The following is a 24669-nucleotide window of genomic DNA, read 5'->3' as shown; positions in this document are numbered from 1 at the left end:
TAATCCTATTCGAGAAAAGCTCACTTACTAAATTGAGGGCAAAAAAAAGCCTCCCGAAGGGAGGCTTTTTTGCTAAAACCACATATTAGATACTAATACCGCGGTTCTTCGCTTTTTCCTTGATATAAGGTTCCCACGCTGCAGCGTTGCGGCGTAGTGAGCGATCTTTCTTAGCTTCTAGTACATGTTTGTAAGCAGACTTAAAGTTACCTGCGTAGAAGTTCGCTTCCATTAACGTGAAGTGAATCTTCTCAGGGTCTTCAGCACCACGCTCTAGAGCATTCTCTAGTGCTTTGATAGCGCCTTTATAGTCTTCAGCTACAAGAAGAAGTGTACCTTGCTTACGATAGTGCTCAGGATCTGAACTCTTTGCGGCAGCCTGTGCGTACAGGTTTGCTGCAGTTTTAAAGTTCTTAGCCTGGTGATATGCGTTAGCAATATTAGCAAGCATATCGGCATCGTTCTTCAACAAGCCTTCTTTCATGTGCTTTTCAAGTAACTTCGCAGCCTTGTAAGGCATGCCGTTACTTTGATAAAGCTGAGCAAGCGTTTTGATTTCTGAATCTTTTTCTAGATAGCCCTGCATATAAGCAAGTTCTAGCGTTGAAAGACCTTTTTTGTAGTCTTCAACTAAGATATAGAAAAAGCCTAGACGCGACCACCAAGTCTTCTCTTCAGGAAAAGTTTTAACTAACTCTTCCGCGACAGAAACCGTCTCAGGGTACATCTTACGCTCGTAGTAAGAAGTTAACTTAAGAACATAAGGGTTCTTGTTTGGCTCTTCATACAAAGCAATTGCCTTGTCTGCTGGCTCAACCATTTTAGCTAACTGCTTAGACTCAAAGTACGCCTGTGCCAAGCGTGTATACACATCAGCATCTTCTTTACAGGTAAATTCCATCCACTTGTTATACCATTTGATGGCATCAGTGTACTTCTCTTCCTGCATGCTCAAATCACCTATCAATTTAAGTGTTTGAGAGTGCTCAGTGTCGTTAAGTACTTTTGGTTCAACAGAGTCGACCAAGTAGTTTAACGCCTTACCGCCCTCACCTTCTTGTGAAGCCAATAAGTTACCGATAAAACGCTTAACGTATGCTTTATCAAAATCGTCTGAAGGATCGATTTCATAAAGTACATTTAACGCTTCTGTGAGCTGGTCTTCATTGTAAAACTCAAAAGCTTTTTGAACTTTCTTACCGGTACGCTCACCTACTAGCGTTGTTTTTCCCTTCTCATATCCAGGACAAACAACAGGTGCTGACTGCGCCAGGGCAGCGGGTGCTGAAAGCACCGCACCTGCACCTAGCACTAAAGCAACGGCTGACATTTTGAATGTACGTTTCATCATGATCATTGCTCCAGTTTAAAGTCTAGCTGTACGAACATGCCAGGTTGTTTAACCGGCTTGCCATCAACGATCTTAGGCTTGTATTTCCACTTACGTAGAGCACGACGTGCTTCACGGTCGAATACGCGCTTAGGTTCAGCTTCGATAACTTCGATATCTTCAACACCACCAACTTCGTTGATAGTGAAAGACAGTCTTACCCAACCTTCACGTCCATCACGGGCTGCATCAGGTGGATATTTCGGATCGATACGAACGATAGGTGTTGCTTCACCATCACGCTGCATTGCACCAACACCACCGATGTTTACACCAACACCACCTGTGTCGATAGCTGGAATAGCTAAGCTAAAGCCATCTGCATCAGGTTCCGCTGTTTCCGGCTCAACTTGCTCCATTTTAGGAGGCTGTGGCGGCGGAGGCGGCGGTGGTGGTGGAACACGAGTACGCGTCTGCGTCTGGTCGTCTGGTTCCTGCATTACAATATCGATAACCGGTGCAGGCGGTACTTCGTCTGCTGGTCTAGATGAATTTTCAATCAACTTGGCCATTAGAACGAAAAGGGCAAATGCAACACCAGCACCTAAAAGTATAGATACAATTATACGTAACATCTTATCCCCTTGCCGCTACCGAGACTCGGTTAACGCCAGCGGCTTTAACCTGATCCATAATCTCAACTACTAAACCATGCTTCGCTTTTACGTCAGCTTGAATGATTACGTAGTCAGTAGGCTGCTCGGTAAGCAGTCTTTCAATATTCGCTCTTACGCTGTCCGGCGCAACTTCACGCTTATCTAGCCATACATTTCCATCTTCAGTTACGGCGATGAAAATGTTTGCATTTTTGTGAAGAATCGCCTGGCTCGCATCTGGCTTGTTGACTTCGATCCCTGCTTCTTTAACGAAAACAGTGGTAACGATAAAGAAGATCAGCATGATAAACACGATATCCAACATGGGCGTCATGTCGATCTGTGCATCTTCTTCCTCGGTTCTGACTTTTCGAGCCATAATCTCTCTCTCTAATGATGTGGCAGGCTATCAACTAGCCCTTCTCTTGCCAGCTTCACTTTCGCTTCAAGACGTGAACTGATGAACAGTCCAGATAGCGCGGCTACCATTCCCGCCATAGTCGGGATTGTTGCCATAGAGATACCAGCTGCCATTAGACGAGCGTTGCTGGTGCCCTGCGTTGCCATTGTCTCGAAAACACTGATCATACCGGTTACTGTTCCAAGTAGACCGATTAATGGACACATTGCAATAATGGTTCTGATAATCAGCATTCTAGCGTTAAGATCGTCTGACGCTTGAGAAATCCACGCGTCACGGATTCTATGCGCATACCATGATGTGGTATCTGCTCGGGCATCCCAATTCGCGATGATGTTTTTCTTCACCTTTGGGAAGACCGAGGTTAAATACCAGTAACGCTCAATCATTAAAACCCACATGAGAAAGAGCGCGGCAGCAACGAAGTATAGTACGTCACCGCCGGTAGCGATAAAGTCCCTGACCGATTCGAATAATCCAATCAGGTAATTCATATTACGCTTTCTCCGACTCTGAGTGAGCAGCTACGATACCCGCAGTTTGCTCATCAAGAATGTGGATGATTGATTTGCTACGAGAAGCTACGATGCTGTGAGTAAGGATTAGAGGCAGAGCCGCGATAATACCTTGAGCTGTAGTTACAAGAGCCATTGAGATACTTCCTGCCATCATACGTGGGTCACCTGTACCGAATAGAGTGATGGTTTGGAATGTCTCGATCATACCTAGTACTGTACCTAGTAGACCTAGTAGAGGAGCAATCGCTGCGAAAATCTTGATAACGTTGATGCCGCTTTCAATTTTTGGAAGCTCGCGAAGAATCGCTTCATCAAGTTTAAGCTCAAGGTTTTCTGCATCGGCAGTCTTGTTCTCTTGGTAAACTTTAAGGATACGACCTAGTGGGTTACCTTCTGAAGGATTGTTTACGTTCTTAAGCTGTGAACGCATTTTTCCACCAGTGATCGTTAGCGTGATCATTTTGTAGATACCAATTAGTAGGCCAATCGCAAGCATAACAGTGATTGTGTAACCAACTGGACCACCCGCGTGATAACGCTCAGCCATTGTCGCTTTCTGCTTCAATAGACCAAGGATTGCACCTTGAGAAGGGTCAGCAAAGAAAGGAACAATACCAGAAGTAGCGTCGATTAGATCGTTAGCAGAAGCTACGAAGTGACCATCTGGTTGACGACCAAGAGGCTGAACAACTTCAGCTTCAGCGTCATACGCTAGGTAACCTGCTTCACCAACAAGGTTGAAAGTACCAACACGAACAACTTCTTGCTGTGAAGAACCACCGTCAAGGTTAACTACTTCTGTAGTGAACTTAACTACTTCACCGCCTTCAGTCATTTCTTTTTGAAGAGCAAACCATAGGTCTTCTAGTTCTTTAATGTTTGGAAGACCTTTAGAGTCTTCTGACATTTCAGCAAGGAACTGACCGCGGCCTGGGAATTGTGCACTTACGATTGATGTAGAGATACGGCCGTAAGCTTCAGAAGATGCTTGACGTACCACACCGAACATTTCACCAAGTGTACCTGTAGCTTGGTCTAGCTCAGCTGCTTTTTCGTTTAAGGTAACTTCGTTGTCAGAGAATTGCTTCTGTAGACGGTCACCACGAGCTTGTTCAGCTTTAAGGTCTGATTGTGCTTTGCGAAGTAGTGCTTGTTTGTCAGCACGTGCTGATTGGAATTCAGCTTCGCGTTGCTTGTCTAGGCGAGCTTCAGAAACGCGGTTCTGTTGAACCTGGTCTAGAAGATCTTTCAGGCTCTTTGCTTCCTGAGCCTGCGCTCCGGTTGCTGCAACTGCAACTGTCGCAGCGGCTAAAAGAGATTTGAATACTGGTTTCATTAACAATTACTCCGCTGCGCTAATTGGTAGTTTAATCAGATCCGCAGGAATGACGTTATTAGCCATTTTAACTGCGTCAACAACTGAAGACAGATACTCGTCACCCAGTTTTTCCCATGCGCGGCTTTCGTTGTTCCATACCCAAGCGTGGGTTTGGTCAAGAGAAAGTGCAACTAGCGCCGTACGACCTAGGTTAAAGAAGTCAACAGTAACTTCTGTGCCTGCGTCGTCGATAGTACCTTGGTAAGAGTTGATCTTAGTACCGTATTCAACTTCTACTAGGTAAGCTTCTAGTACCTGACGGAACTGCTCTGAAACAGTTACGTTAGAGTTAGCCATAAGGTCACGAAGACGCTCAACGCGCTGAAGACGCTCGTCTAGGTGAATTGGACGGTCTAGCTTGATGAATTGCTCAAGGCTATCGATCATGCGGAACATAAGAGGAACGATGCCCTGCTTAGTTTGTTCGATGCTGTCGATTTGACGTTGCAACGAATCGATACCGCGCTGCTGATCTGCAACTAGGCTTGCGATGTAATCGTTGTAGATTTTAAGGTTTTCTGTCTCATCTACTGTTTGACGATACTCAACAAGTAGTTCTTGAGATTGTTCAAACAACGTATTGATTTTTTCTTGAGATTTCGCTGCAGCCGCGTGGATTTTCGCTTCTTCTTTATGAAGATCTTCTAGCGTATCTGCAGAGACTGCGCTACCTGTTAGTGCGAATGCACCCATAACAGTAGAAGCAATAAGAGTTCTCTTGCTCATTTTGGACATAGTTCCCAACCAAATTTCTTATTTGAATCCTCGCCGATAGGAAAATATTCGGGCAAGGGGCGTATAAAACTTTCACAATTTTGTTTCAGGAATGTAGTAATGATATGAAAATGCACTACTACGAACGTGATATATTCACATGGATTACTCGGTAGAGTCAAGTTAGCAAAGCACTTGTACTTGAGAAGTGGAGCTTAATTGTACACTCAGCGCACAATTTATCACCTTTTATGCAATTGGAATGTTAACAATTTAACTTGTGAGATACGTCATGCATAAAAATTCACAGTTAGCGACTACAAACACGTCGGATTACTTCTTTTTTTCTGCCTGAATTATTGTGCCGATTAAGCCTCGTTTATCAGTCACGTCTGAAAGGGTGATATCAACAAAATCATTACACACTAATTTACTTTTGAGTAACGTAACTTCACTAGCATTTCTCGCTGCGTTGGTTAAATCAGATAATCTAACACCGTGAGATTCTAATTCTTTATCGTATTCTTCAAAGATAGCCTTTTTCCGTTCAAACGACACATTTGGATTCATAACCGTCTTCAAGAGCTTGGGGAAATTAGTATCGTACAAGGCTTGTTGATATTCACTGACAAGGTTTCCGACTTTTTCATTCAGCTCTAATCGAATACTCTCTCTATCCTGAGCGGTCTTTTTAGCGTTGCTTAAAGCGCTTACGAGCCGCTTGAGGGCATCTAGCGGACTCTTCTCTTCCTGTAATGCACGGATCACTTTTAAAATTTGAAAATTCGGTGCAACAATTGCGCTCTCCTTTCGGTGAACCACAACTCTTAATTTTCCGCCTGGTCGTAAAACTCGACTTACTTCACTTAATGTTAGGTCCAAGTTACTGTATTCGATACCGAATTGAGAAACGACAGCGGTTACTTCATTATCTTTAAACGGCAGAGACTCAATATTCTGTTCTTGCAAAAAATTGATCTTTGGCTGTTTAAGACTATCGCCTATTTTTAAGGTCGCGTAGTCAACACCAATGTATTCAGGTTCGCAGAAATTGCCAACATTTACTGCAAGGTCAATGAGGGCGCCGTTTCCTGTCGCTAGATCAACAACTTTTCCACCCTGAACGTTTGTCTCGTTAAAAAACGCCAACCATTGTTCTGCAAGCTCGCCTTCATAATTACGACTTGTTGAATCGGCAAAAGAGTTAACGTGGCCCTGCTGCCAGTATTCACTCCAATAACTATTCATGAAAAGTTCTCTTTATTGGTGCTGTGCACTTTAGAAGGTAAATTTATTTATCCACATATAAAAAAAGGCCGATTACTCGGCCTTTTTTATCTAGATTCTACAATTAGAAGCTAATTTGGTAGTTAAGACGGTAGTCACGACCAAAGTTGTTATATAGGTCTTGGTTGTCCCACGTACCGTTAGATGAGAATACTGGATCTTCATCTGTTACGTTGTTAACCGCAAGAGTGATTGAACCGTAGTCAGCCATATCAAACGTGTAAGTTACGTTGTGGATTAACCAGCTATCAAGCTTACCAGCGATGTCGTATGGACCAACAATAGTGTTGCCATCTGCATCTTCAGGAGCTGTTTCAAACTCAGACGTGCTGTCTGTGTAAGTCATGTTCCAAGCAAGAGTATGCTCTTCGAAGCTCCAAACCGCAGTAGCAACTGACTTGAACTCTGGGCTACCAGACCAACCAGCGATATCCTGAACGATGCCGCCAACTTCTTGGTCGTAAGAAAGTACGAAAGAGTTAACGTTCTGGAAGCGGAAGTTACCGAATTCAGTTTCTAGGTTCGCATTAAGAGTAAAGTCAATACCTTCAATTTCAAAACCTGCACCGTTGAAGTAAGACGTACCAGCTTCAACTAGAACACCAGACGCCGCACGCTTAAGGTAGAAAGTCTCGTCTGAAGTATCAGTATCTACTGAAACCGCAGTGATTAGACCTGCAGCCTCGTCAGAAAGTAAGTTTTGAAGCGTTTTCGCTTGGATTACGTTATCAATCGATAGGTTGAAGTAATCAAGTTTAACACTTAGGTTGTCGTTTACATCGTAAGCAACACCAAGGTTGATGTAGTCAGATGTTTCTGCGTCTAGTTCAGCGTTAGCTGTGTAGTACGTGTCATACTGACGTTCAACAGTTGAACCATTGTTGTAGTCAATTGCGTCTTCTGCAGAGAAAGTACGTGCAGCGTTTAGAAGGTCAAGACCTGGCGCACGGAAAGACTCAGAGTAAGAACCACGAAGTACTAGGCCATCTGCAACTTCCCAACGAGCAGATACTGCTGGAGATAATTTGCTACCAAAATCAGAGTAATCATCGTAACGTGCTTTGATGTTTAGCTCTACAGTGTCAGATACTGGAAGTACAGATTCGAAGAAGAATGCTGTTACGTCACGCTCACCCATAGATGAGTTACCAGCAGAACCACCGATTAGACCAGCTTCAGACTGACCGTCATAGATGTCAGCATAAGTTTGTTCAAAGAATTCAGCACCGAAGTAGTGTGCAACCATACCACCAGGTAGTTCGAACATGTCGAAACCGATACCTGCATAGTACTGGTGGAAGCGTGAGCTAGACTCTTGAAGGGTTGTTGCTTTCATGTTTGCAACGCCTTCGTCTGAACCTAGGTCAATGCCATTTTGCTCATTGTAAGCTAGACCAGAGTAAGATAGGTAATACTGACCAACTGACTTGTTATCAGCCATGTTGAAGTGGTAGTAAACTTCCCACTCAGCATTGTTCCAATCAAGCATACCACGAAGACCAGTTGTATAATCCTGGTTGTAGTCGTCTACGTTACCGTCACGAGTACCGATACCAACCCAACGGAATAAACCGTATGCGCCATCAACACCGTAAGGGTTGTGTGGGTTGTCAGCTGACATATTTTCCCATGCAGCAGCAGGTGGAGCGTAACGACCAAATGATGAGTTTTGAACAACCATTGCTTGACCAAACCACTCAACATCTTCCATTACTTCGTAATCAGCACTTACATATAGTGTGTTACGGTCAATTGATGCAGTGTTGTAAGACACGTTAGCAAACGCGTACATACAGTACTCAGAACCTTCACCCCAGTCTTCGTCTGCGTCAACGCGACGGAATGTATCTTCACCGTACTCAGAGATCAGGCTGTCACAAAGAAGTGAAGGCTGAGCTTCTGCAAAGTCAGGAGACAATACAGTAGCACCGAAGTAAGACCAACCTACAGTATCTGCCGTGTAAGCTTGGATATCGCCGTCGCCGTCGAAGTCACCGATTTTTGCTTTGGTGTAATCACGGTCTGCATCAGAAATACCTTCACGACGCTGGTGATCGAATGAGAACGTTACGTTACCTTTGTCGTTAGAGATACCACCAACAACAGAGAATTCAGATGAAGTAGTACCTTCATCCTGCTCACGCATACCAGCACCAACGTTGAAAGTTAGACCTTCAAAGTTGTCTTTAAGAATGATGTTTACAACACCAGCCATTGCGTCAGAACCATAGATAGAAGAAGCACCTTCAGTCATGATATCGATACGCTCAACCGCAGCCATCGGGATGGCGTTAAGGTTTGCAGAAGCACCACCTAATGTAGGTGAACCTGGGAAGCGACGGCCGTTAAGAAGTACTAGAGTACGACGAGAACCAGCACCACGAAGGTTTATAGTAGCTTGAGACTGTGCAGAACTACCTGAACGTTCTGAGAACGAACCGAAAGAGTTTAGTGAGCTTGAACGCAATGCGTCAGCAACCGTGAAGTCACCTTCTAGCTTGATGTCAGCTGCAGTAATAGAAACAACTGGAGCAGCGCCCTCTAGGTCAGTACGCTTGATACGTGAACCCGTTACTTCAATCTTTTCAACAGCAACAGCTTCTTGCTCTTCTTGTGCTTGAACAGCACCTGAAAATGAAAAAGCGGACGCAGCACTAAACGCGCACGCTAGCTTGACTGATTTAGCCAGCTTAGAATTTGTAAACATGTATTGTCTCCCTGGACTTGAAAATACGTTTTAGCATTTCAGCATCGTCTTTATAACGATTTATTATTAGTAAGGTTTGGACCTCATAATGATAATAAACACAAGCTCAATTCAGGGTCAACAAGGATCAGATAAACGGTCCTGAAAAGTTCAATTTTTTTTTTGATATATTAAAGAAAGTTGTAACAAAATAGCTACAAAATACAAATAAATCCTTTTATAACAATAATATAAATTATAAAAAAAACACCAAATTTATTTTTGATTGTTTTTTATACGGCCCTTTTTGATCGGTTATTATTCAACCTTTAAAAGGTTAAATTTTGTACCGATAATTAAAAAACCATTTTATTAAAATAACTCTTTATTTTTACTTAAATATGGTAGATACGAATTTAAAGGGCCAGACAAACCTGAATATTTCTTTTTATTATAGCTCTACAACATGTGCGAAAAGATGTTGAAGGAATTATAAGATAAAATTAATAAATAAGGTTTACTCACTATTGCAGATAAAACCCCAGTCGTCTTCTTACAGTTTCAGGCAATTCTGGCAATGCACTTTTGGGAAGTAAGAAGGTTGCCATGTTAAAAAAGTCTAAATAGATACGATTAGACTCAGTGGTTTTCTTGAGGTAATGATGTCCTGACGATCCACCAGTGCCAATTTTAGTGCCCAGCATGCGCTGAACCATCATTGCGTGACGATAGCGCCATATAGTGAGTTGCTCGTCTATCTCTGTGAGTGCGGTAATAAGCTGGAACGGCAGGTTAAAGATAGGCTCTTCAGAATACTGCTTTATAAATAATGCAGAAAGCAATGCTTTATGACTTAAGCGGAATTTGCCCTCGCCTCTTAACTTTTCAAACTGCGTATCATCAAACAACGCATCAAAGTTCTCCATCGTTGCTTGTAAGTCTTTTAGCTCTTGTCGCCGCTCTGTATCAGATAGCATGTCACTGGTTGAAATTGTATGGTGGTCGTCTTTCAACATTTCGTCTGCCGCATCTTTATAATATTGCCAAAAATCGAAACCTTCCGTTTTTAGAAGCGGCATTCTTGAAAGCCATTTGTCGACCAACTCAAACAAACTAGGTTTGCTTTCAAGGGTTTCCAATAACGCTCTATCTTTATCTGTCAGACGGTTGTAAAAGCTTTGCTTATCAAAGTCGATTCTGAAATCACGCTTTAGGCCCAGTGATATTTCTAAACGCTTGAACTGTATACTTTGGAAGCCCGACGCGGGCACCAGGTAGTCCCTAAACGACAAAAACTGCTGTGGCGTCATGGTTTCCATGATAGCAATTTGATCGTTCATTAACTTTTGAATTTGTATGACTCGCTGTAAGCGATGCACCACTAGCGTTAGCTGCTGATCTTTAACTGTTTCTTGATTAAACGTATCAATTACTGCATTTAATTCATGAAGAACCTGCTTGAACCAAAGCTCATAAACTTGGTGAACAATAATGAACAGCATTTCTTCGTGCGCCGCGTCACCGTACTTCTCACTCTGTAAGTCCTGCGCCCCCAAAATCTTATCAAGCTGTAGGTAATCGCCGTAGTAGCAGGGCTCTATATTTTTTTTCATGTCGTTCTTGCCTTATTGCTTTGTTTAACTTCGTAATTCTATCACCGTCGACTCGACATCCACAGAATACAAGCTATACATTATAAGGATATATAGCCAAGGTTCGTGTTGTGCCATTTAGCTTGTATAAAAATGTGTCCAATTAATTGGACAAGTGCTGTATTTTCCGCACAACATATTTGCATACCACAGCACTTTTACGCAGGGCGCTAACAACAATTATAAGGGGAATGAACATGAAACTAGATGACGACATCCATAACTATTATGAACACCTGGTTTTAGAAAGAATCAGTAAGCTGGGGCTCGATACCACGAAAAGTCCTGATTACTTAGCAGACTTGTGCTGTCTTGCCTTAAATCAGGTTCCACCACGTTATATCCGCTACGAAGTAGACATGGCGTTTTACCTGCCTCAGAGCGAACGAAATCAAATGGAAATGAATGTTGAGCATGCTATTAGTAAAGCACTCAAGTACTTAGATGAAATAGAAAAGACTAAAAAAGAAGACGAATAAGGAATTTGGGTGGCGGGCCTCCAGCCACATCCCGGCACATGAGTCGTCTGCTGCGGCTGCTCCCTTCCAGGCCTGACCGGGTTCACAGAGTATCATTGCGGGAGGACCAAAAGCCCACCATAGAAAATCGCATTCAAAGCAAAGTCATTCGCCCCTGCCTGAGTGCGGGGCGCATTATGACTATTTGGTTGAGAGTTTTCAACCCTTTAAAGAAAATCTCTCTTCGGCAATAAGGTTGGCAACGCGGTTTGTCGCCGCCCCTTCTTGCTCTGCACGGGTATAAATTTCTTTTAGCGTTTCGCCGATTTGCTCAATATGTGCGCGAAGCGCTTCATTAGAACTCGATTCCATACGCTGATGGAAGATGTCGATAACGCCACCCGCATTGATCACGTAATCTGGCGCATACAGAATGCCGCGCTGTTGAAGCAATTCACCAATATCTTCACGTGCAAGCTGGTTATTTGCAGCGCCTGCAATTACTTTGGCTTTGATTTCAGGCAATGACAAATCGTTAATGGCTGCACCCAACGCACATGGCGCTAACACATCCACATCTAAGCTCAATATTTCTTCCGGCGCCACAGCTGTCGCACCAAATTCAGATACTGCTTTTTCAACACCCTCGGGATAGATATCCGCAACATAAAGCTTGGCACCGTGCTCATGCAAGTGCTTTGCAAGACGGTAGCCAACGTGCCCCATACCTTGTATAGCAACACTGACGCCATCAAGGCTGCGCTTCAAGCCGTACTCTACCGTCGCCTTTAGACCCACAAACACACCGTATGCTGTAGACGGAGCCGGGTTTCCGTCAGGTACTTCGCCCGCATAGTGGTATTTAGCATTAACACCAGCGATGTAATCCGACTCGGTTGCCATGGTTTGCAAGTCCGTTACTGAAATACCTGAATCTTCAGCAGTGAAATACTTGCCGCCCAATGATTCAACAAACTTGCCCATTGCCTTCATCATTTCTGGCGATTTAGCCTTACGAGGGTCGCCGATGATCACAGATTTACCGCCGCCAAGCTCCAAGTTAGCCATGGCTGCTTTATACGTCATCCCCTTTGACAGTCTCAACACATCGGTCAATGCCTCACCACTATTTACATAGGGCCACATGCGACAACCGCCAAGTGCTGGCCCCAGATTGGTATTGTGTACAGCAATAATGGCGCTCAAGCCCGCCTTCTCGTCATGATAAAACGCAACGTGTTCGTGATTATTGAACTCCGGGTGATCAAAAACTGACATATTTTCCCTATTAATACTGTGATGAATTAAAGCCTACCCAAGGTCTAGCTGTCACGAAAACGAAACGCCGCTCATTTGGGATGATGTGAGAGTCTGAAGATGATTTGCGGTACACTTATGGGCCTCGCAAAGATCAGCAACATTTTGCCAAGTGTATCCGATTGTTTTGAGGACAGGCCTTGCAAAGTTTGTTAATGAAATTTACAAACTGAAACGCAATAGAATTGATTACAATTTTTCTAGGACAGCTATCCTAGAATTTTTTTTGATATATAATAAACATCATAAAAACGACGGAAACAGTGTTAATGAAATTGGATAAATTTGACCGTGAGATTTTGCGCGTACTTCAGCAAGACGCCACGGTGTCGATGGCAGATTTAAGCCAGCGTGTAGGATTGTCGCATACTCCGTGTTGGAGACGTGTCAAACGAATGGAAGCCGACGGCATCATTCTTGGTAAAGTCACATTACTAAACAGCAAAAAACTGAATTTAGGTGTGTCGGTCTTTATCTATGTCACGTTGAAAAACCATGACGGTGACTCGCTAACCGATTTTGAAAATGCCGTACAAAACATCGATGAAATCGTGGAGTGTCATACCACCAGCGGTGAAAAAGATTACTTACTAAAAGTGATAGTGGAAAGTATTGAAGAGTACGAATTCTTACTTAAAACGAAATTAACTCACCTGCCTCTCGTCGATCATTTAAGCTCAACCTTCGCCTTAAAGCAGGTGAAAAACACCACCGAGCTACCGATTAAACGCCAATAACTCAAAAAATGGGGTCAGAGTACATTTCTACTCTCCCCCGTCAGTCTAAGTGGCGTCTATTTGATTTTCGGGCTTAGCCCGCTCAAAAGCATCTAACTCGTTACAGTTCTTCGCTATCTTACTAATTAAAGGGTAGCGACTCATATCGACGTTAAAACGTTGCGCATTATACACTTGGGGTACTAAGCAAATATCAGCCAGCGTAACATCGAAATCAAAGCAGAACTTTCCAGCTTGGGTCTGAAGACGCTTTTCAATGCCCTCGAACCCCAGCGTTATCCAGTGGGATGCCCACTTCGCCACATCATCTTGTGACGCCTCAAAATTCCCTTTTAGCGCATTCAGTACACGTAGATTACCCAAAGGCTGAATATCACACGCGATATCTTGTGCTAGCGCTCTGACTCTGGCTCTCTCTGTTCGATGTTCAGGAACCAGCTGGTGTTCGCCTTCATACCGTTCATCAAGATATTCGATGATTGATAACGATTGATTCAGAATAATATCTTCGTCTTCGTCAACCAAAGTAGGGACAAGGTGCGCAGGATTGAGACGCGTATATTCGCTACTATGCTGCTCGCCACCGTTGTTTACAAGATGTACAGGTACATACTCGTACTCAACCCCTTTCAAATTCAGCGCAATCCGCACGCGGTAAGAGGCGGTCGAACGCCAATAGCCGTAAAGTTTTATACTCATGGTACTACCACACCTATTAAACGTTTTTGGTAGGAGTGCAGGGCTTTGATGAATCTAAACGCTCTACTCTCTCTTGTAATGATAGTGGGGAAAACAGCAACATGCCTACTGAGTAAACTACGTTATTACCCCACACTACTTTTCATTTTAAAATTTTAGCTAAGCGGTTTAACTTGCTGTTCAATGGCGCCAAAAACAGAGTGGCCTTCTTTATCTAGCATTTCTATGCGAATACGATCGCCAAACTGCATGAAAGGAGTAGAAGGTTTACCGTCTCGAATAGTCTCAATCATGCGCACTTCTGCAATACATGAATAACCCACACCGCCTTCAGCGATGGCAGAACCATGATCTGTACCCTGTTTATTAGACACTGTACCCGAGCCGATGATAGCACCTGCACCTAGGTTTCTGCTCTTGGCGGCATGCGCGACTAGCTGACCAAAATCAAACGTCATGTCCTGACCCGCTTCAGGCTTACCGAATAGTTCACCATTGTAGGTTGAACGCAAAGGCAAGTGCACTTTGCTATCTTTCCACGCATCACCTAATTCATCTGGTGTTACAGCAACCGGAGAAAAGCTAGACGCAGGTTTTGATTGGAAGAAGCCAAACCCCTTCGCCAGTTCGCCTGGGATTAACCCTCTAAGTGATACGTCGTTAACTAACATAATAAGTCGAATGCGCTCTGAAGCTTGTTCAGGCGTACACGCCATAGGAACATCATCGGTAACAACAGCGACTTCACCTTCAAAATCGATTCCCCAATCATCACTTGGAAGTATGATGTCATCCTCGGGTCCAATAAAGTCATCGGAACCACCTTGATACATCAATGGGTCAGTCCAAAAGCTTTCCGGCATTTCTGCATTACGCGCCTTTCGCACCAATTCCACATGGTTCACGTAAGCACTTCCATCAGCCCATTGGTAAGCTCTAGGCAGAGGCGACTCACAGCGAGATGCGTCAAACGGCACGCTGTCACACGCATTGTCATTTAGCGCTTGGTATTTCATCTGTAGCTGAGGGGCAATCTCTTTCCAATTATCCAGTGCGTCTTGCATCGTTTTCGCAATGTCCTGTGCACTGCATGCTCGAGAAAGGTCCTTCGACACTACCATTAGGCAGCCATCTCGGGTTTCATTCTTATAGGTTGCTAGTTTCATTGTTCTTTCCTCGAAAAATTATTCATCAGCTTGGCGCTCTTGCCTTTTATTAATACGTTCTGAATAAAAGACCTATATCTTTTTACGCGGCAGCATCACACACAATTCCATGATTATAGTTATGCCACTAGTTGGTGTGCGTTGAGAAGTGATCTGTTGACGAAGTTTTATTTGGCTGTAAGAAAGGATGTACGCTAGTAAGCCTCTGTTGAGCAGGTATAGCGCTGCCCGCTTGCTCCGTGGGCGATGTAAATTTATCGTAACAGATGAATTGATATTGCTCTGAAGCACAAAAACGCATTAACGATATAAAAATTGGCGTAGACCATTTGCCATTTTTACTTCGCTAAACGACGTCAAATATACTTGGTCACATTGACCTTCACCCTATGACAAAGGTCAATGCTCCCATATAATTAAAGCTTTACCGTTGCCTTGTTAATGCCGTACTCACGTAACTTATTTGCAATTGCCGTATGACTTAATCCCAGTTTTTTAGCCAATTGACGGGTACTTGGGTAGGAAGGATATAACCGCTTGAGCAAGTCCTTTTCAAACTTCTTCACTTCTTCGTCTAATGTGCCGTCAAAGTTTTCGTCAATATAAGTGACGCTTGGCGCACAACTTGGAAGCTGAATGTCTTCCTTGGTAATCTCCTTACCATCAAGGAGTGATAACGCGCGATATAACGCATTCTGTAACTGTCTCACATTACCCGGCCACGGGTACTGCTGCAGAAAATCAACACAGGATTTACTGAGTTTCGCAGGACGACGACCTAACTTGGTACTGTGTTGAACGATGAAAGACTCGGCAAGAGGAACGATATCCTGCCTTCTGTCTTTTAAAGAAGGCATAACCAAACTTAGTACGTTTAAGCGGTAGTACAATTCTTTTCTAAATCGTCCTTCTTCTACAAGTTGACCTAAGTCACGACAGGTGGTGCAAATAAATCGCACGTCTACCTTAACTGGCTCAGAATCCCCTACTCTTCTAAATTCGCCGTCTTCCAGAACGCGGAGCAGTTTAGCTTGAAGCTGAGAAGACATATCAGCAATTTCATCGAGAAGAAGCGTACCGCCTTTTGCTTGCTCTAATAGCCCCACTTTTGCATTAGGCTGATTGAACGCCCCCGCTGCGTAACCGAATAATTCGGTTTCTGCCACGCTGTCAGGTAAAGACGCGCAGTTTAAAGCTAAAAATGCACCTTCACTGCGACGGCTAGACTGGTGACAGGCTCTGGCAATCATTTCCTTGCCTGTGCCTGTTTCACCAAAAATTAAAATAGGTGCATCCAAATCAGCTATTCGCTTGGCTTCATGAACGATTCGCTTCATAAACGGAGATTGAGTGACAAAGCGGTCAAAGCTATCAGTGGGAGACTGATGGAACGCGGTAAATTGTTGCCCTAGTCGCATCTCTGATTTTAATATCACCACAGCACCTGCCATGATCATATTCTGCTCGCCGTCAGGTACGGTAATAGGCAGCATATCGGCTAGGTAATCCTGTTGAATAAACTTCACTTTCGAAGACTGAGGGCCAGGCGATTTACCGTCCATCCATTTAGTAAAGTTAAAGCCTTTCACAACTTCGCCAATTTCAATGCCTTCTATTTCGCTACTCGGAATTTCTAGCCCCGCGCATACCGCTTCATTGCATAGCAAGATATTGCCTTTGGCATCGATAGAAAACACAGGGTCGGGCAACGTTCTTAAAATAGCGGAAAGCTGATTTTTTTCACGCTCTCCTGGCATGAAAAGCGTCGTCTTCACATCGTCGATACCATCGATGCGGCGAATTTGAGGCATGAGGTGTTGAAAATCTGCAAATTCGATATTGGGAAAATTAAGGAAAATTTTCCCCGCAGGGTCAATTTCAATACCGCGTAAATCTATTTCTTTAGTAACGAGAATATCTAAAACATCTTGAGTGATACCAAGACGGTCCTGACAGCTTATTTCTAGACGCATAGGGTGTTATAGCTATTTTGTAAACATATATGTACAGAATATCATACTTTTACAAAAAGATAACAAGATAAATGTTACAGATGGTTAAATTTGCGATGAATCACACATTTAAGAACGCGCAGAGAGCATGATTAAAAGGCCGTGCATACCAAATAAAAAAGATGCCGCTTCAGTGAGCGGCATCCTATATAAAACACATTTAATTAACAATAGTGTTAACTGGCTTTTTTCTCTTTAGGTGGGAAAAGTGGGGAAAATAGCCCTAAAGACTTCGCTTCTTCTACGAGTGCCATAATATCCATTTCCGCTAATTCAAACAGATGGTCGAATTCCGGTAAGATATAATAAAGAGGCTGCATAATATCGATACGATAAGGTGTTCTTAATGCATCAATAGCAGTGAGCGGGTTACGCAGAGGTGTGTCGCTGTCTAACGCGTATATTGTCTCGCCAGGAGAAGATAAGATGCCTCCACCGTATATCTTCAATTCATCTTTAGCTCTAACCAATCCAAACTCTACGGTGAACCAATAAAGACGAGCGAGATAAACTCGGTCTTCTTTGCTGGCAGCAAGACCCAACTTTCCGTAAGTGTGAGTAAAATGAGCAAATGCAGGATTCGTTAGTAGCGGACAATGACCGAAAACTTCATGGAAAATATCCGGCTCCTGCAAATAATCGAATTCTTCTCTGGTGCGAATAAAGGTGGCAACAGGAAATTGCTTATTCGCCAGTAATCTGAAAAATTCGCCAAAATTAATTAACGCAGGCACTTCAGCTGTTTGCCAACCCGTTTTCTCCATCAGTACTTTGTTGATGTCGGGTAGCTGAGGAATTTCCTTTTCATTTAACTTCAACAAATCAAGCCCGTCCAAGTATTCTTGGCACGCTCTTTCTTTCACCAGCGGAATTTGTCTCGCATAGAGTTCAGACCAAATTTGGTTCTCTTCGTCTGACCAATGGATAATGCCATTCTCGTCAGATTGTCTCGACTGGTATTGCGTTGATTTTGGCATAACTTCTGTAACCAATAAGAGTTAAAAAACTTGTCTATCAGTCTAATGAAATTCGCGACGTCGAAAAGTGTAAGCCCTTACGAGCGACTCGATTTTGCTGTAACAGGAATTTTACAAAACCAAGTAAACACATTGTTTTATATAACAAAAAGCCGCTCATTACGAGCGGCTTCATTCAAGTTTGCTTGGTGCGCCATCGCTAATTAAAGACGGCTAATTTCTTTATTGAGTTGATATTCGCGAGACGTTACATAAGTTTCCATTTTACGAAGTCGAACTTCTGCTTTTTCAAAACGATTACGAATATCGTGAAACGCTTGTTTTGGTGGCTCGCCCGCCTGCCAAACTTTCGTTTTCACTTCCACTTTTGGGCTTTTTACCTGACCACCGTTGGGATTTGTCCATCCCTTACCTTTTGAGAAAACAGGTTGCGTTGGTGCATTTTTTAACCCAACAGGTTTTTTATCGAGAATGAACCAAGCTGCAATGTATGCAACGAAGATGAAAGGTCCGGCTAACAAGAAGAAACCTGTTACAACTAAAATCCTTACTAACCAAGTTTCTAAGCCGAAATATTCAGCTACACCCGAGCACACGCCTGCAATTCTTGCATTTTCTGGGTTGCGATAGAGCTGCTTACCGTTTCTCATGCTCTATTCCTCCACTCAGGTGCCTCGCTGTCTAAAATGGCCTCTAGAGTTTCAATGCGTTCGCTCATTTTCTCGGCTTTCTCGGCTAAGTCTTGCAAAGATGCGTGCTCTTCTGCACTCAATCCCTGATTCACTTGCTTCTTGCTTCGATAGTGTAATATTAGCCAAATTGGAGCAACGAATATTGAAAACACCACAAGGGGCATCACCAACATTGCAATCGTACCTTCATCCATCTCAATCTCTCCTACAAACTCTGATGTAATTACCCTCCTTCCGATTTCACATCCGGAGGGTACACCCTATTCTTATTATTCTGATTTTTCGGTGCTTGTGTTTGCACCTTTTACTTTCGCTTTAAGCGCAGCAAGTTCGTCTTCAACTTTGTCACTGGCCTCTAGTTCAGCAAACTCATCCTGTAACGTTTTCTTACCTAGATCGTAAGCTTCAACCTGCGACTCAAGGTCATCGATTTTACGCTCATATTGCTCAAAGCGTCCCATCGCATTATCTACTTTAGTGCTATCCAGCGTCTTTTTCACTTCAAGACGAGAGCTTGCAGTTTTCTGGCGCATAATAATCGCTTTTTGGCGACTCTTCGCATCCGCTAGCTTTTCTTGAAGCTGACCAATTTCATCCTGAAGTTTGCTGATTTGCTCATCAACAATAGCCAGCTCTTTACTTAACGCTTCAGCAGCTTCTGCAGACTTCTTCTTTTCCTGCAGCGCAGCACGCGCCAAATCTTCTCTGTCTTTGCTCAAAGCAAGCTCAGCTTTGGCTTCCCAGTCGCTTGCATCGCTTTCATACTTTGCAATTTGATTAACAATTTCTTTTTTGTTGGCTAAGGTCTTTGCTGATGCTGAGCGCACCTCAACCAATGTGTCTTCCATTTCCTGAATGATTAATCTAACCATTTTCTCAGGATCTTCCGCTTTATCTAAAAGCGCATTAATATTCGAATTCACAATATCTGTAAAACGCGAGAAGATACCCATAATAATTACCTCTTGCTAAAAATGGTAAGTGTTTAAAAAACACCACACTTGATAAATAGGTTACTCTTGGTATTAGTTGTATTCAATATGCTTGCCAACTTTATAACTGTGCTAACCTGCTATTTTTCATACACTTTTTATAAGTTCAAATAATACTCGTTTCTCAATATGTTTTGTTCTACACTATTAATTGGTCGAAATGACTAACTTTTGAGGGATTTAATGAGTAGGTATCGACAGCAAGACAATTTACTTGGCCAAGCGAATAGTTTTCTAGAAGTTTTAGAGCAAATTTCACAAATTGCACCGCTAGATAAACCTGTGCTGGTAATAGGTGAGCGAGGCACAGGTAAAGAGCTTATTGCCGCGCGACTTCACTTCTTATCTAAGCGCTGGGATCAGAACTATATCAAGCTTAATTGTGCCGCCTTAAGTGAAAGCCTATTGGAGAGTGAATTATTCGGTTATGAAGCAGGTGCGTTCACCGGTGCCTCAAAACGCCGCGAAGGTCGCTTTGAAGTGGCCCACAACGGCACCTTATTTCTTGATGAACTGGCTAATACTTCTGGCCTTATTCAGGAGAAGCTACTGCGCGTTGTCGAATATGGCGAATTTGAGCGCGTTGGCGGAAGCAAGTCAGTAAAAACTGACGTACGCCTTATTGCAGCTACAAACGAAGACTTGCCCGCGCTTGCCGATGCAGGTGAATTTCGTGCAGACTTACTCGACCGACTTGCCTTTGACGTAATTACCATTCCTCCGCTACGCGAGCGTAGGGAAGATATCATGATGTTGGCAGAAAACTTTGCTATTAATATGGCCCGTGAAATGGAAATGGAATTATTCAGCGGCTTTACAGAGAAGGCAAAGCGGACCCTTCTTGACTACGATTGGCCAGGCAATATACGTGAACTTAAGAACGTGGTCGAACGTGCAGTATATCGAACAAATAACCCTCATCTGCCCGTACATGAAATCGTTCTTGACCCCTTTGAGTCAGCTTATCGCCCGAAAGGTAGAGTGAAGACCAATGACAGAGTGAATACGTCCGACTCACCCGTTTCTCAATCCCCTTCAGAGGCCGCTGCCACCAATGAACGCATTGAAAGTGCAGACATTACGCCACTGGCACCAGTGAAAAAGCCAGAAATTGTTGAATATCCCATAGATTTGAAAGAACGTTCTCAACAACATGAGATAGATATGATAAAACAGGCACTTGCTGACAGTCAGTTTAATCAGAAGAAGACTGCTGAAAAATTGAGCCTGACGTATCATCAGCTGCGAGGCTATCTCAAAAAATATAACTTACTAGATTCTTCCGCGGAAAGCGTCGAGGCGTAAAGCATGTCCCATGGTTTGGTAAAGCGTTTGTCATTATGTATATGTACAGCGCTTCTTGTTGCATCCTGTGCTAAGCAGAACAAACAAGCGTTTTACAATACGGGTATTATATACTGCTCTGAAAGCAATCCAGTTACCTTCAATCCGCAGCTAGATACATCAAGTACAACGTCAGATGCATCTTCACACCAACTCTACGACAGATTGCTCGATTTCGACCCTGAGTCTGGCCGCATCGTGCCTAGTTTGGCGAGTAGTTGGTTAGTGAGTGATGACGGTCTTACCTACGCTTTTCAACTGAGAAAGGATGTATGGTTTCACAATACGCGCTACTTCACGCCAACACGAAACTTTAACGCCGACGATGTTATCTTCAGTATAGACAGATGGCGCCTACGCTCCCATCCATACCATTACGTATCTGGTGGGCGCTATCCCTACTTCGAAAGCATAGGCCTTGCACAAAATATCGCGTCGGTAGAGCGCGTAAACGGCTACCGCGTTGAAATTACACTTAAGCGCAGGGATAGCTCATTTTTGGCAAATCTAGCAACCGATTTCGCCGTTATCTTATCAGAAGAATATGCTAACCAGCTGGCACAGACCGGCACGCCGGGCAAAATCGATGAGCTTCCAGTAGGTACTGGCCCCTTTAAATTCGATAGCTATCGCAAAGATCATTTCATTAAGTTCCTGCGCCACGACAACTATTGGCGTGACCAAATGGAAGATGCGCCTACGAGTGATGAAGTCCTAAGCGATAACAATACTGTAGAGAGTGCCAACCAAGAAGTTGAAAATGGCCAAGGTGGCGAAGATACTGTTCAAGATGGTACAGCACAAAACGATGACGAAACGCGCCCTGTTGTAGAGCAGCTTATATTTGACATTACGCCAAGAAGCTCACTGAGACTGGCTAAATTAATGACAGGTGAATGTGACGCTACCGCTTTTCCTGCACAGACTGAACTTGAAGTGATTCGGGCAAAAGAAGATCTGACGCTAGCGGAAAAACCAGGACTAAACATTGGATTTTGGGCGTTTAACACTCAACGCCCTCCTTTTGATAACCCAGATGTAAGACGTGCGCTAGCGGCCGCAATCGATAAGAACACATTGCTAGAAGCGGTGTATTTTGACAGTGCTACTAGAGCTAAGACCCTGCTGCCTGCGGCAAGCTGGGCGTTTCAAAATGACGCAGACGATACCGCCTACAATCCAGTTCTAGCGCGCAAATTATTAGCTGACGCCGGAGTTAAGGCCGGCTTTTCTATGACGATATGGGCTATGCCTGTTGAACGCTCTTACAATCCTAACGCAACAAAGATGGCCGAGCTCATTCAGCGTTATTTGCGTGATGTAGGCGTAGAAGCAACCATTGTCAGTTACGATTGGACTACCTTCAGACGCCATCTTCAGGAAGGCCTGCACGACTCGGTATTAATTGGTTGGTCTGCCGACAACGGAGACCCAGATAACTTCTATCGTCCGCTATTGAGCTGTGGCGCTATCCCCTCAGGTACAAATCGTGCCATGTGGTGCAGTGAAGACTATGATAAGTTACTCAACGACGCTCTTCAGACAGATGATATTGAAGAACGCACAGCCATATACCGGCAAGTTAACCGATTATTATACGAACGCCTTCCTCTTGTTCCCATAGCACATGCCTATCGCTATCAGGCATACAGGAATGAACTAGAAGGAATGACCATTAATCCCTTTGGCGGTGTACGCTTTGGTGGAGTAAAAAAAGCACTGTGATCCAGATCCTCGTAAGATACTGCACTTTATTTATATTAACGCTTTTGGTGTTAGCGATTATGTCGTTTTCACTCGCCTACCTTTTTCCAGGCGATACACTTGAAAACCTAACAGGACTCGTGCCGCAAAATGAAATTCAACGCGCGGCATTGGAGCGGCAATTTAAACTAGATCAGCCCTATATTTTTCAGTTTTTCTATTATGTAGGCAATTTGCTCACTGGTGACTGGGGATACAGCTTTACGTCAGGCCTGCCGTTAAGAGAAGAGGTAGGTATTGCGATGCCAGCCACAATAGAACTGGCAACCTATGCCATGTTGATGGCGTTATTCATTGGAATACCGCTTGGTTATTATGCGGGGATTCGCAGCTATTCAACGTCTGATCACCTAATAAATAGTGCAAGTATAACAACCTATTCTTTTCCTGTTTTTTGGTTTGCGCTCCTGCTTATATTGGTTTTCAGTTTGCAGCTAGACGCTGCACCGCTGTCGGGTCGTATCAGTTTGCTTTATAACATCGAACCCGTGTCAGGCTTTATTCTCATTGATATATTATTGTCTGACGTAGAAAACAAGACCTTAGCCTTCAAGGATGCGTTATCGCACTTAGCATTACCTACGTTTGCCATTGGTGCTATCGCCACCGCTTCGATGATACGTATAACAAGACGTTCTGTTATAGACGTGAAACACCGCCCCTATATCGCTGCAGCAATATCTAGAGGCCTTTCAAGTTGGCAGATATTCTTTCGTCATATTCTGCGCAACGCATTACTGCCCATTTTACCGCTAATGGCGATACAAATTACGACATTAATAACGAACGCGATGATTGTCGAAACCTTGTTTTCTTGGCCGGGGATCGGTAATTGGCTGATTCAAGCTATTTATCAGCGAGATTACCCTGCCCTTAGAATTGGTATGATGGCAGTATCCACGGTAGTAATTACACTCACGATTCTCGTTGATTTGTTTAACCGAATGATTGACCCAAGCAGAGAGAAATACGAACGTGCCACAGTTTAGTTTATACGACGAAGAATTCCATCCGTCGCCGTGGCAACGGACTTGGGCATCATTTAAAGCGAGCCACATCGCCATGCTTGGCCTGATTATGCTGGCGTTGTTTGTTGTTTGCGCGCTGTTCGCACCAATCATCACTCCCTATGATGCCGTGGAACAAAATATCGACGGACTGTTAATACCGCCTAGCTGGTTAGCTAATGGCTCAATATCGCACATTTTCGGTACTGATGCGTTGGGTAGAGACCTATTTACCCGCATAATTTATGGGTGTCGCATCACACTAGGCTCCGCATTCATTACTGTTGTGCTTGCCATGTTAGTCGGCGTTAGCCTTGGGACCTTTGCTGGCATGCTGCGAGGTGTTCGCTCAAGTATCGTCAACCACTTACTCGATGCACTTATGGCCATTCCCACGCTACTTATTGCGATTATTATCGTTGCAATATTGGGTACCGGTCTGGTTAACAGCATGTGGGCAATTACCCTTGCTCTTATTCCACAGTTTGTGCACCACACAAGAAGTTTTGTGCGCGCCGAAATGAAAAAAGAATATATAGTGGCGTCTAAATTGGACGGTGCCAGTAGATGGCAACTTTTTGTTCATTCTATACTACCCAACATGACCGAAATGCTAGTTGTACAGGGCACGCTTGCACTTTCTATTGCCGTTATCGACATATCTGCACTTGGTTTTCTGAATTTAGGCGCACAGTCACCGCTTCCTGAACTTGGCGTTATTCTAGCTGATGGGCTAGATGTTGCTTATCTAGCACCGTGGAACGTTGCCGTCCCCGGCATGGCAATATTCTTCATGGTGCTATCTATCAACATTGTGGGTGACGGTTTGCGTTCAGCACTTAGAAAAAGAGTGAGTCATTAA

Annotated in this window: 23 protein-coding genes and 1 other RNA gene; 6 read left to right on the top strand and 18 right to left on the bottom strand. The window is 43.7% G+C overall.

The genetic code is table 11. The features are described 5' to 3' along the window. Positions 1 to 85: 85 nt before the first annotated feature. The 9 genes from AWH61_RS02860 to AWH61_RS02820 form a co-directional block, all read right to left on the bottom strand. Positions 86 to 1351, bottom strand: coding sequence for a tetratricopeptide repeat protein (locus AWH61_RS02860; RefSeq protein WP_014978640.1), 1266 nt, complete (start codon positions 1349 to 1351; stop codon positions 86 to 88). A gap of 2 nt (positions 1352 to 1353) precedes the next feature. Beyond that, positions 1354 to 1965, bottom strand: coding sequence for an energy transducer TonB (locus AWH61_RS02855; protein ID WP_014948704.1), 612 nt, complete (start codon positions 1963 to 1965; stop codon positions 1354 to 1356). Between the two features lies 1 nt (position 1966). Continuing rightward, a complete protein-coding gene (locus tag AWH61_RS02850; protein WP_012517737.1) occupies positions 1967 to 2365 on the bottom strand; it encodes an ExbD/TolR family protein in 399 nt (132 codons plus the stop codon). 11 nt (positions 2366 to 2376) lie between these two features. Then, positions 2377 to 2901: a MotA/TolQ/ExbB proton channel family protein gene (locus tag AWH61_RS02845; RefSeq protein WP_012517736.1), complete on the bottom strand. Its 525-nt coding sequence runs from the start codon at positions 2899 to 2901 to the stop codon at positions 2377 to 2379. 1 nt (position 2902) lies between these two features. After that, positions 2903 to 4261: a MotA/TolQ/ExbB proton channel family protein gene (locus AWH61_RS02840; protein WP_075176164.1), complete on the bottom strand. Its 1359-nt coding sequence runs from the start codon at positions 4259 to 4261 to the stop codon at positions 2903 to 2905. Between the two features lie 6 nt (positions 4262 to 4267). Beyond that, positions 4268 to 5029 carry a DUF3450 domain-containing protein gene (locus AWH61_RS02835; RefSeq protein ID WP_014948702.1) on the bottom strand — a complete coding sequence of 254 codons (762 nt, stop codon included), beginning with the start codon at positions 5027 to 5029 and terminating at the stop codon, positions 4268 to 4270. Between the two features lie 321 nt (positions 5030 to 5350). Then, the gene (locus AWH61_RS02830) at positions 5351 to 6265 is read right to left on the bottom strand and encodes a class I SAM-dependent methyltransferase (protein WP_075176163.1); all 915 of its coding nucleotides are present in this window, start codon (positions 6263 to 6265) and stop codon (positions 5351 to 5353) included. A 103-nt stretch (positions 6266 to 6368) separates the two neighbouring features. After that, positions 6369 to 9011: a TonB-dependent receptor domain-containing protein gene (locus AWH61_RS02825; RefSeq protein WP_075176162.1), complete on the bottom strand. Its 2643-nt coding sequence runs from the start codon at positions 9009 to 9011 to the stop codon at positions 6369 to 6371. 503 nt (positions 9012 to 9514) lie between these two features. After that, positions 9515 to 10603 (bottom strand): tryptophan 2,3-dioxygenase family protein, encoded by a 1089-nt coding sequence (locus AWH61_RS02820; protein WP_069943926.1) that lies wholly within the window; start codon positions 10601 to 10603, stop codon positions 9515 to 9517. 236 nt (positions 10604 to 10839) lie between these two features. Between AWH61_RS02820 and AWH61_RS02815 the strand changes: the two genes are divergently transcribed. Next, the gene (locus tag AWH61_RS02815; RefSeq protein ID WP_014948691.1) at positions 10840 to 11121 is read left to right on the top strand and encodes a late competence development ComFB family protein; all 282 of its coding nucleotides are present in this window, start codon (positions 10840 to 10842) and stop codon (positions 11119 to 11121) included. A 15-nt stretch (positions 11122 to 11136) separates the two neighbouring features. Here AWH61_RS02815 and ffs read toward each other — a convergent pair. Together ffs and AWH61_RS02805 are read right to left on the bottom strand one after the other, a co-directional pair. Continuing rightward, positions 11137 to 11233, bottom strand: an RNA gene (gene ffs / locus AWH61_RS02810) — signal recognition particle sRNA small type. An 86-nt stretch (positions 11234 to 11319) separates the two neighbouring features. Next, the gene (locus AWH61_RS02805) at positions 11320 to 12378 is read right to left on the bottom strand and encodes a Glu/Leu/Phe/Val dehydrogenase dimerization domain-containing protein (RefSeq protein WP_014948690.1); all 1059 of its coding nucleotides are present in this window, start codon (positions 12376 to 12378) and stop codon (positions 11320 to 11322) included. Positions 12379 to 12686: 308 nt separating this feature from the next. Here AWH61_RS02805 and AWH61_RS02800 point away from each other — a divergent pair, with 308 nt between their 5' ends. Further along, a complete protein-coding gene (locus AWH61_RS02800; protein ID WP_014948689.1) occupies positions 12687 to 13154 on the top strand; it encodes an Lrp/AsnC family transcriptional regulator in 468 nt (155 codons plus the stop codon). 45 nt (positions 13155 to 13199) lie between these two features. Here the strand turns inward: AWH61_RS02800 and maiA are convergent, their stop codons facing one another. The 7 genes from maiA to pspA form a co-directional block, all read right to left on the bottom strand. Continuing rightward, a complete protein-coding gene (gene maiA / locus AWH61_RS02795) occupies positions 13200 to 13853 on the bottom strand; it encodes a maleylacetoacetate isomerase (protein ID WP_075176161.1) in 654 nt (217 codons plus the stop codon). 155 nt (positions 13854 to 14008) lie between these two features. Further along, positions 14009 to 15019, bottom strand: a complete 1011-nt coding sequence (locus AWH61_RS02790) for a fumarylacetoacetate hydrolase family protein (protein WP_014948687.1) — start codon at positions 15017 to 15019, stop codon at positions 14009 to 14011. Positions 15020 to 15435: 416 nt separating this feature from the next. Further along, on the bottom strand, positions 15436 to 16992 hold the full coding sequence (gene tyrR, locus AWH61_RS02785) for a transcriptional regulator TyrR (protein WP_075176160.1): 1557 nt from the start codon (positions 16990 to 16992) through the stop codon (positions 15436 to 15438). A 215-nt stretch (positions 16993 to 17207) separates the two neighbouring features. Beyond that, positions 17208 to 18008, bottom strand: coding sequence for a phenylalanine 4-monooxygenase (gene phhA / locus AWH61_RS02780; protein WP_014948685.1), 801 nt, complete (start codon positions 18006 to 18008; stop codon positions 17208 to 17210). 203 nt (positions 18009 to 18211) lie between these two features. After that, positions 18212 to 18658: an envelope stress response membrane protein PspC gene (pspC, locus tag AWH61_RS02775; RefSeq protein ID WP_014948684.1), complete on the bottom strand. Its 447-nt coding sequence runs from the start codon at positions 18656 to 18658 to the stop codon at positions 18212 to 18214. Then, positions 18655 to 18894, bottom strand: coding sequence for an envelope stress response membrane protein PspB (pspB, locus tag AWH61_RS02770; RefSeq protein ID WP_014948683.1), 240 nt, complete (start codon positions 18892 to 18894; stop codon positions 18655 to 18657). The genes pspC and pspB overlap by 4 nt, the downstream gene beginning before the upstream one ends. Before the next feature lie 75 nt (positions 18895 to 18969). Further along, positions 18970 to 19653, bottom strand: a complete 684-nt coding sequence (pspA, locus tag AWH61_RS02765; RefSeq protein WP_014948682.1) for a phage shock protein PspA — start codon at positions 19651 to 19653, stop codon at positions 18970 to 18972. Between the two features lie 222 nt (positions 19654 to 19875). Between pspA and pspF the strand changes: the two genes are divergently transcribed. The 4 genes from pspF to AWH61_RS02745 are packed head-to-tail and all read left to right on the top strand — an operon-like array spanning position 19876 to position 24669. Then, the gene (gene pspF, locus AWH61_RS02760) at positions 19876 to 20997 is read left to right on the top strand and encodes a phage shock protein operon transcriptional activator (protein WP_075176159.1); all 1122 of its coding nucleotides are present in this window, start codon (positions 19876 to 19878) and stop codon (positions 20995 to 20997) included. A 3-nt stretch (positions 20998 to 21000) separates the two neighbouring features. Then, the gene (locus tag AWH61_RS02755) at positions 21001 to 22761 is read left to right on the top strand and encodes an ABC transporter substrate-binding protein (RefSeq protein ID WP_075176158.1); all 1761 of its coding nucleotides are present in this window, start codon (positions 21001 to 21003) and stop codon (positions 22759 to 22761) included. Positions 22762 to 22820: 59 nt separating this feature from the next. Continuing rightward, positions 22821 to 23789, top strand: a complete 969-nt coding sequence (locus AWH61_RS02750; RefSeq protein ID WP_080752378.1) for an ABC transporter permease — start codon at positions 22821 to 22823, stop codon at positions 23787 to 23789. Continuing rightward, positions 23776 to 24669 carry an ABC transporter permease subunit gene (locus AWH61_RS02745; protein ID WP_014948678.1) on the top strand — a complete coding sequence of 298 codons (894 nt, stop codon included), beginning with the start codon at positions 23776 to 23778 and terminating at the stop codon, positions 24667 to 24669. Before AWH61_RS02750 ends, AWH61_RS02745 begins: the two co-directional genes overlap by 14 nt.

The organism is Alteromonas sp. W12 (assembly GCF_001924945.1).
GTDB lineage: Bacteria > Pseudomonadota > Gammaproteobacteria > Enterobacterales > Alteromonadaceae > Alteromonas > Alteromonas macleodii.
This window is presented reverse-complemented; position numbering and strand designations above follow the sequence as displayed.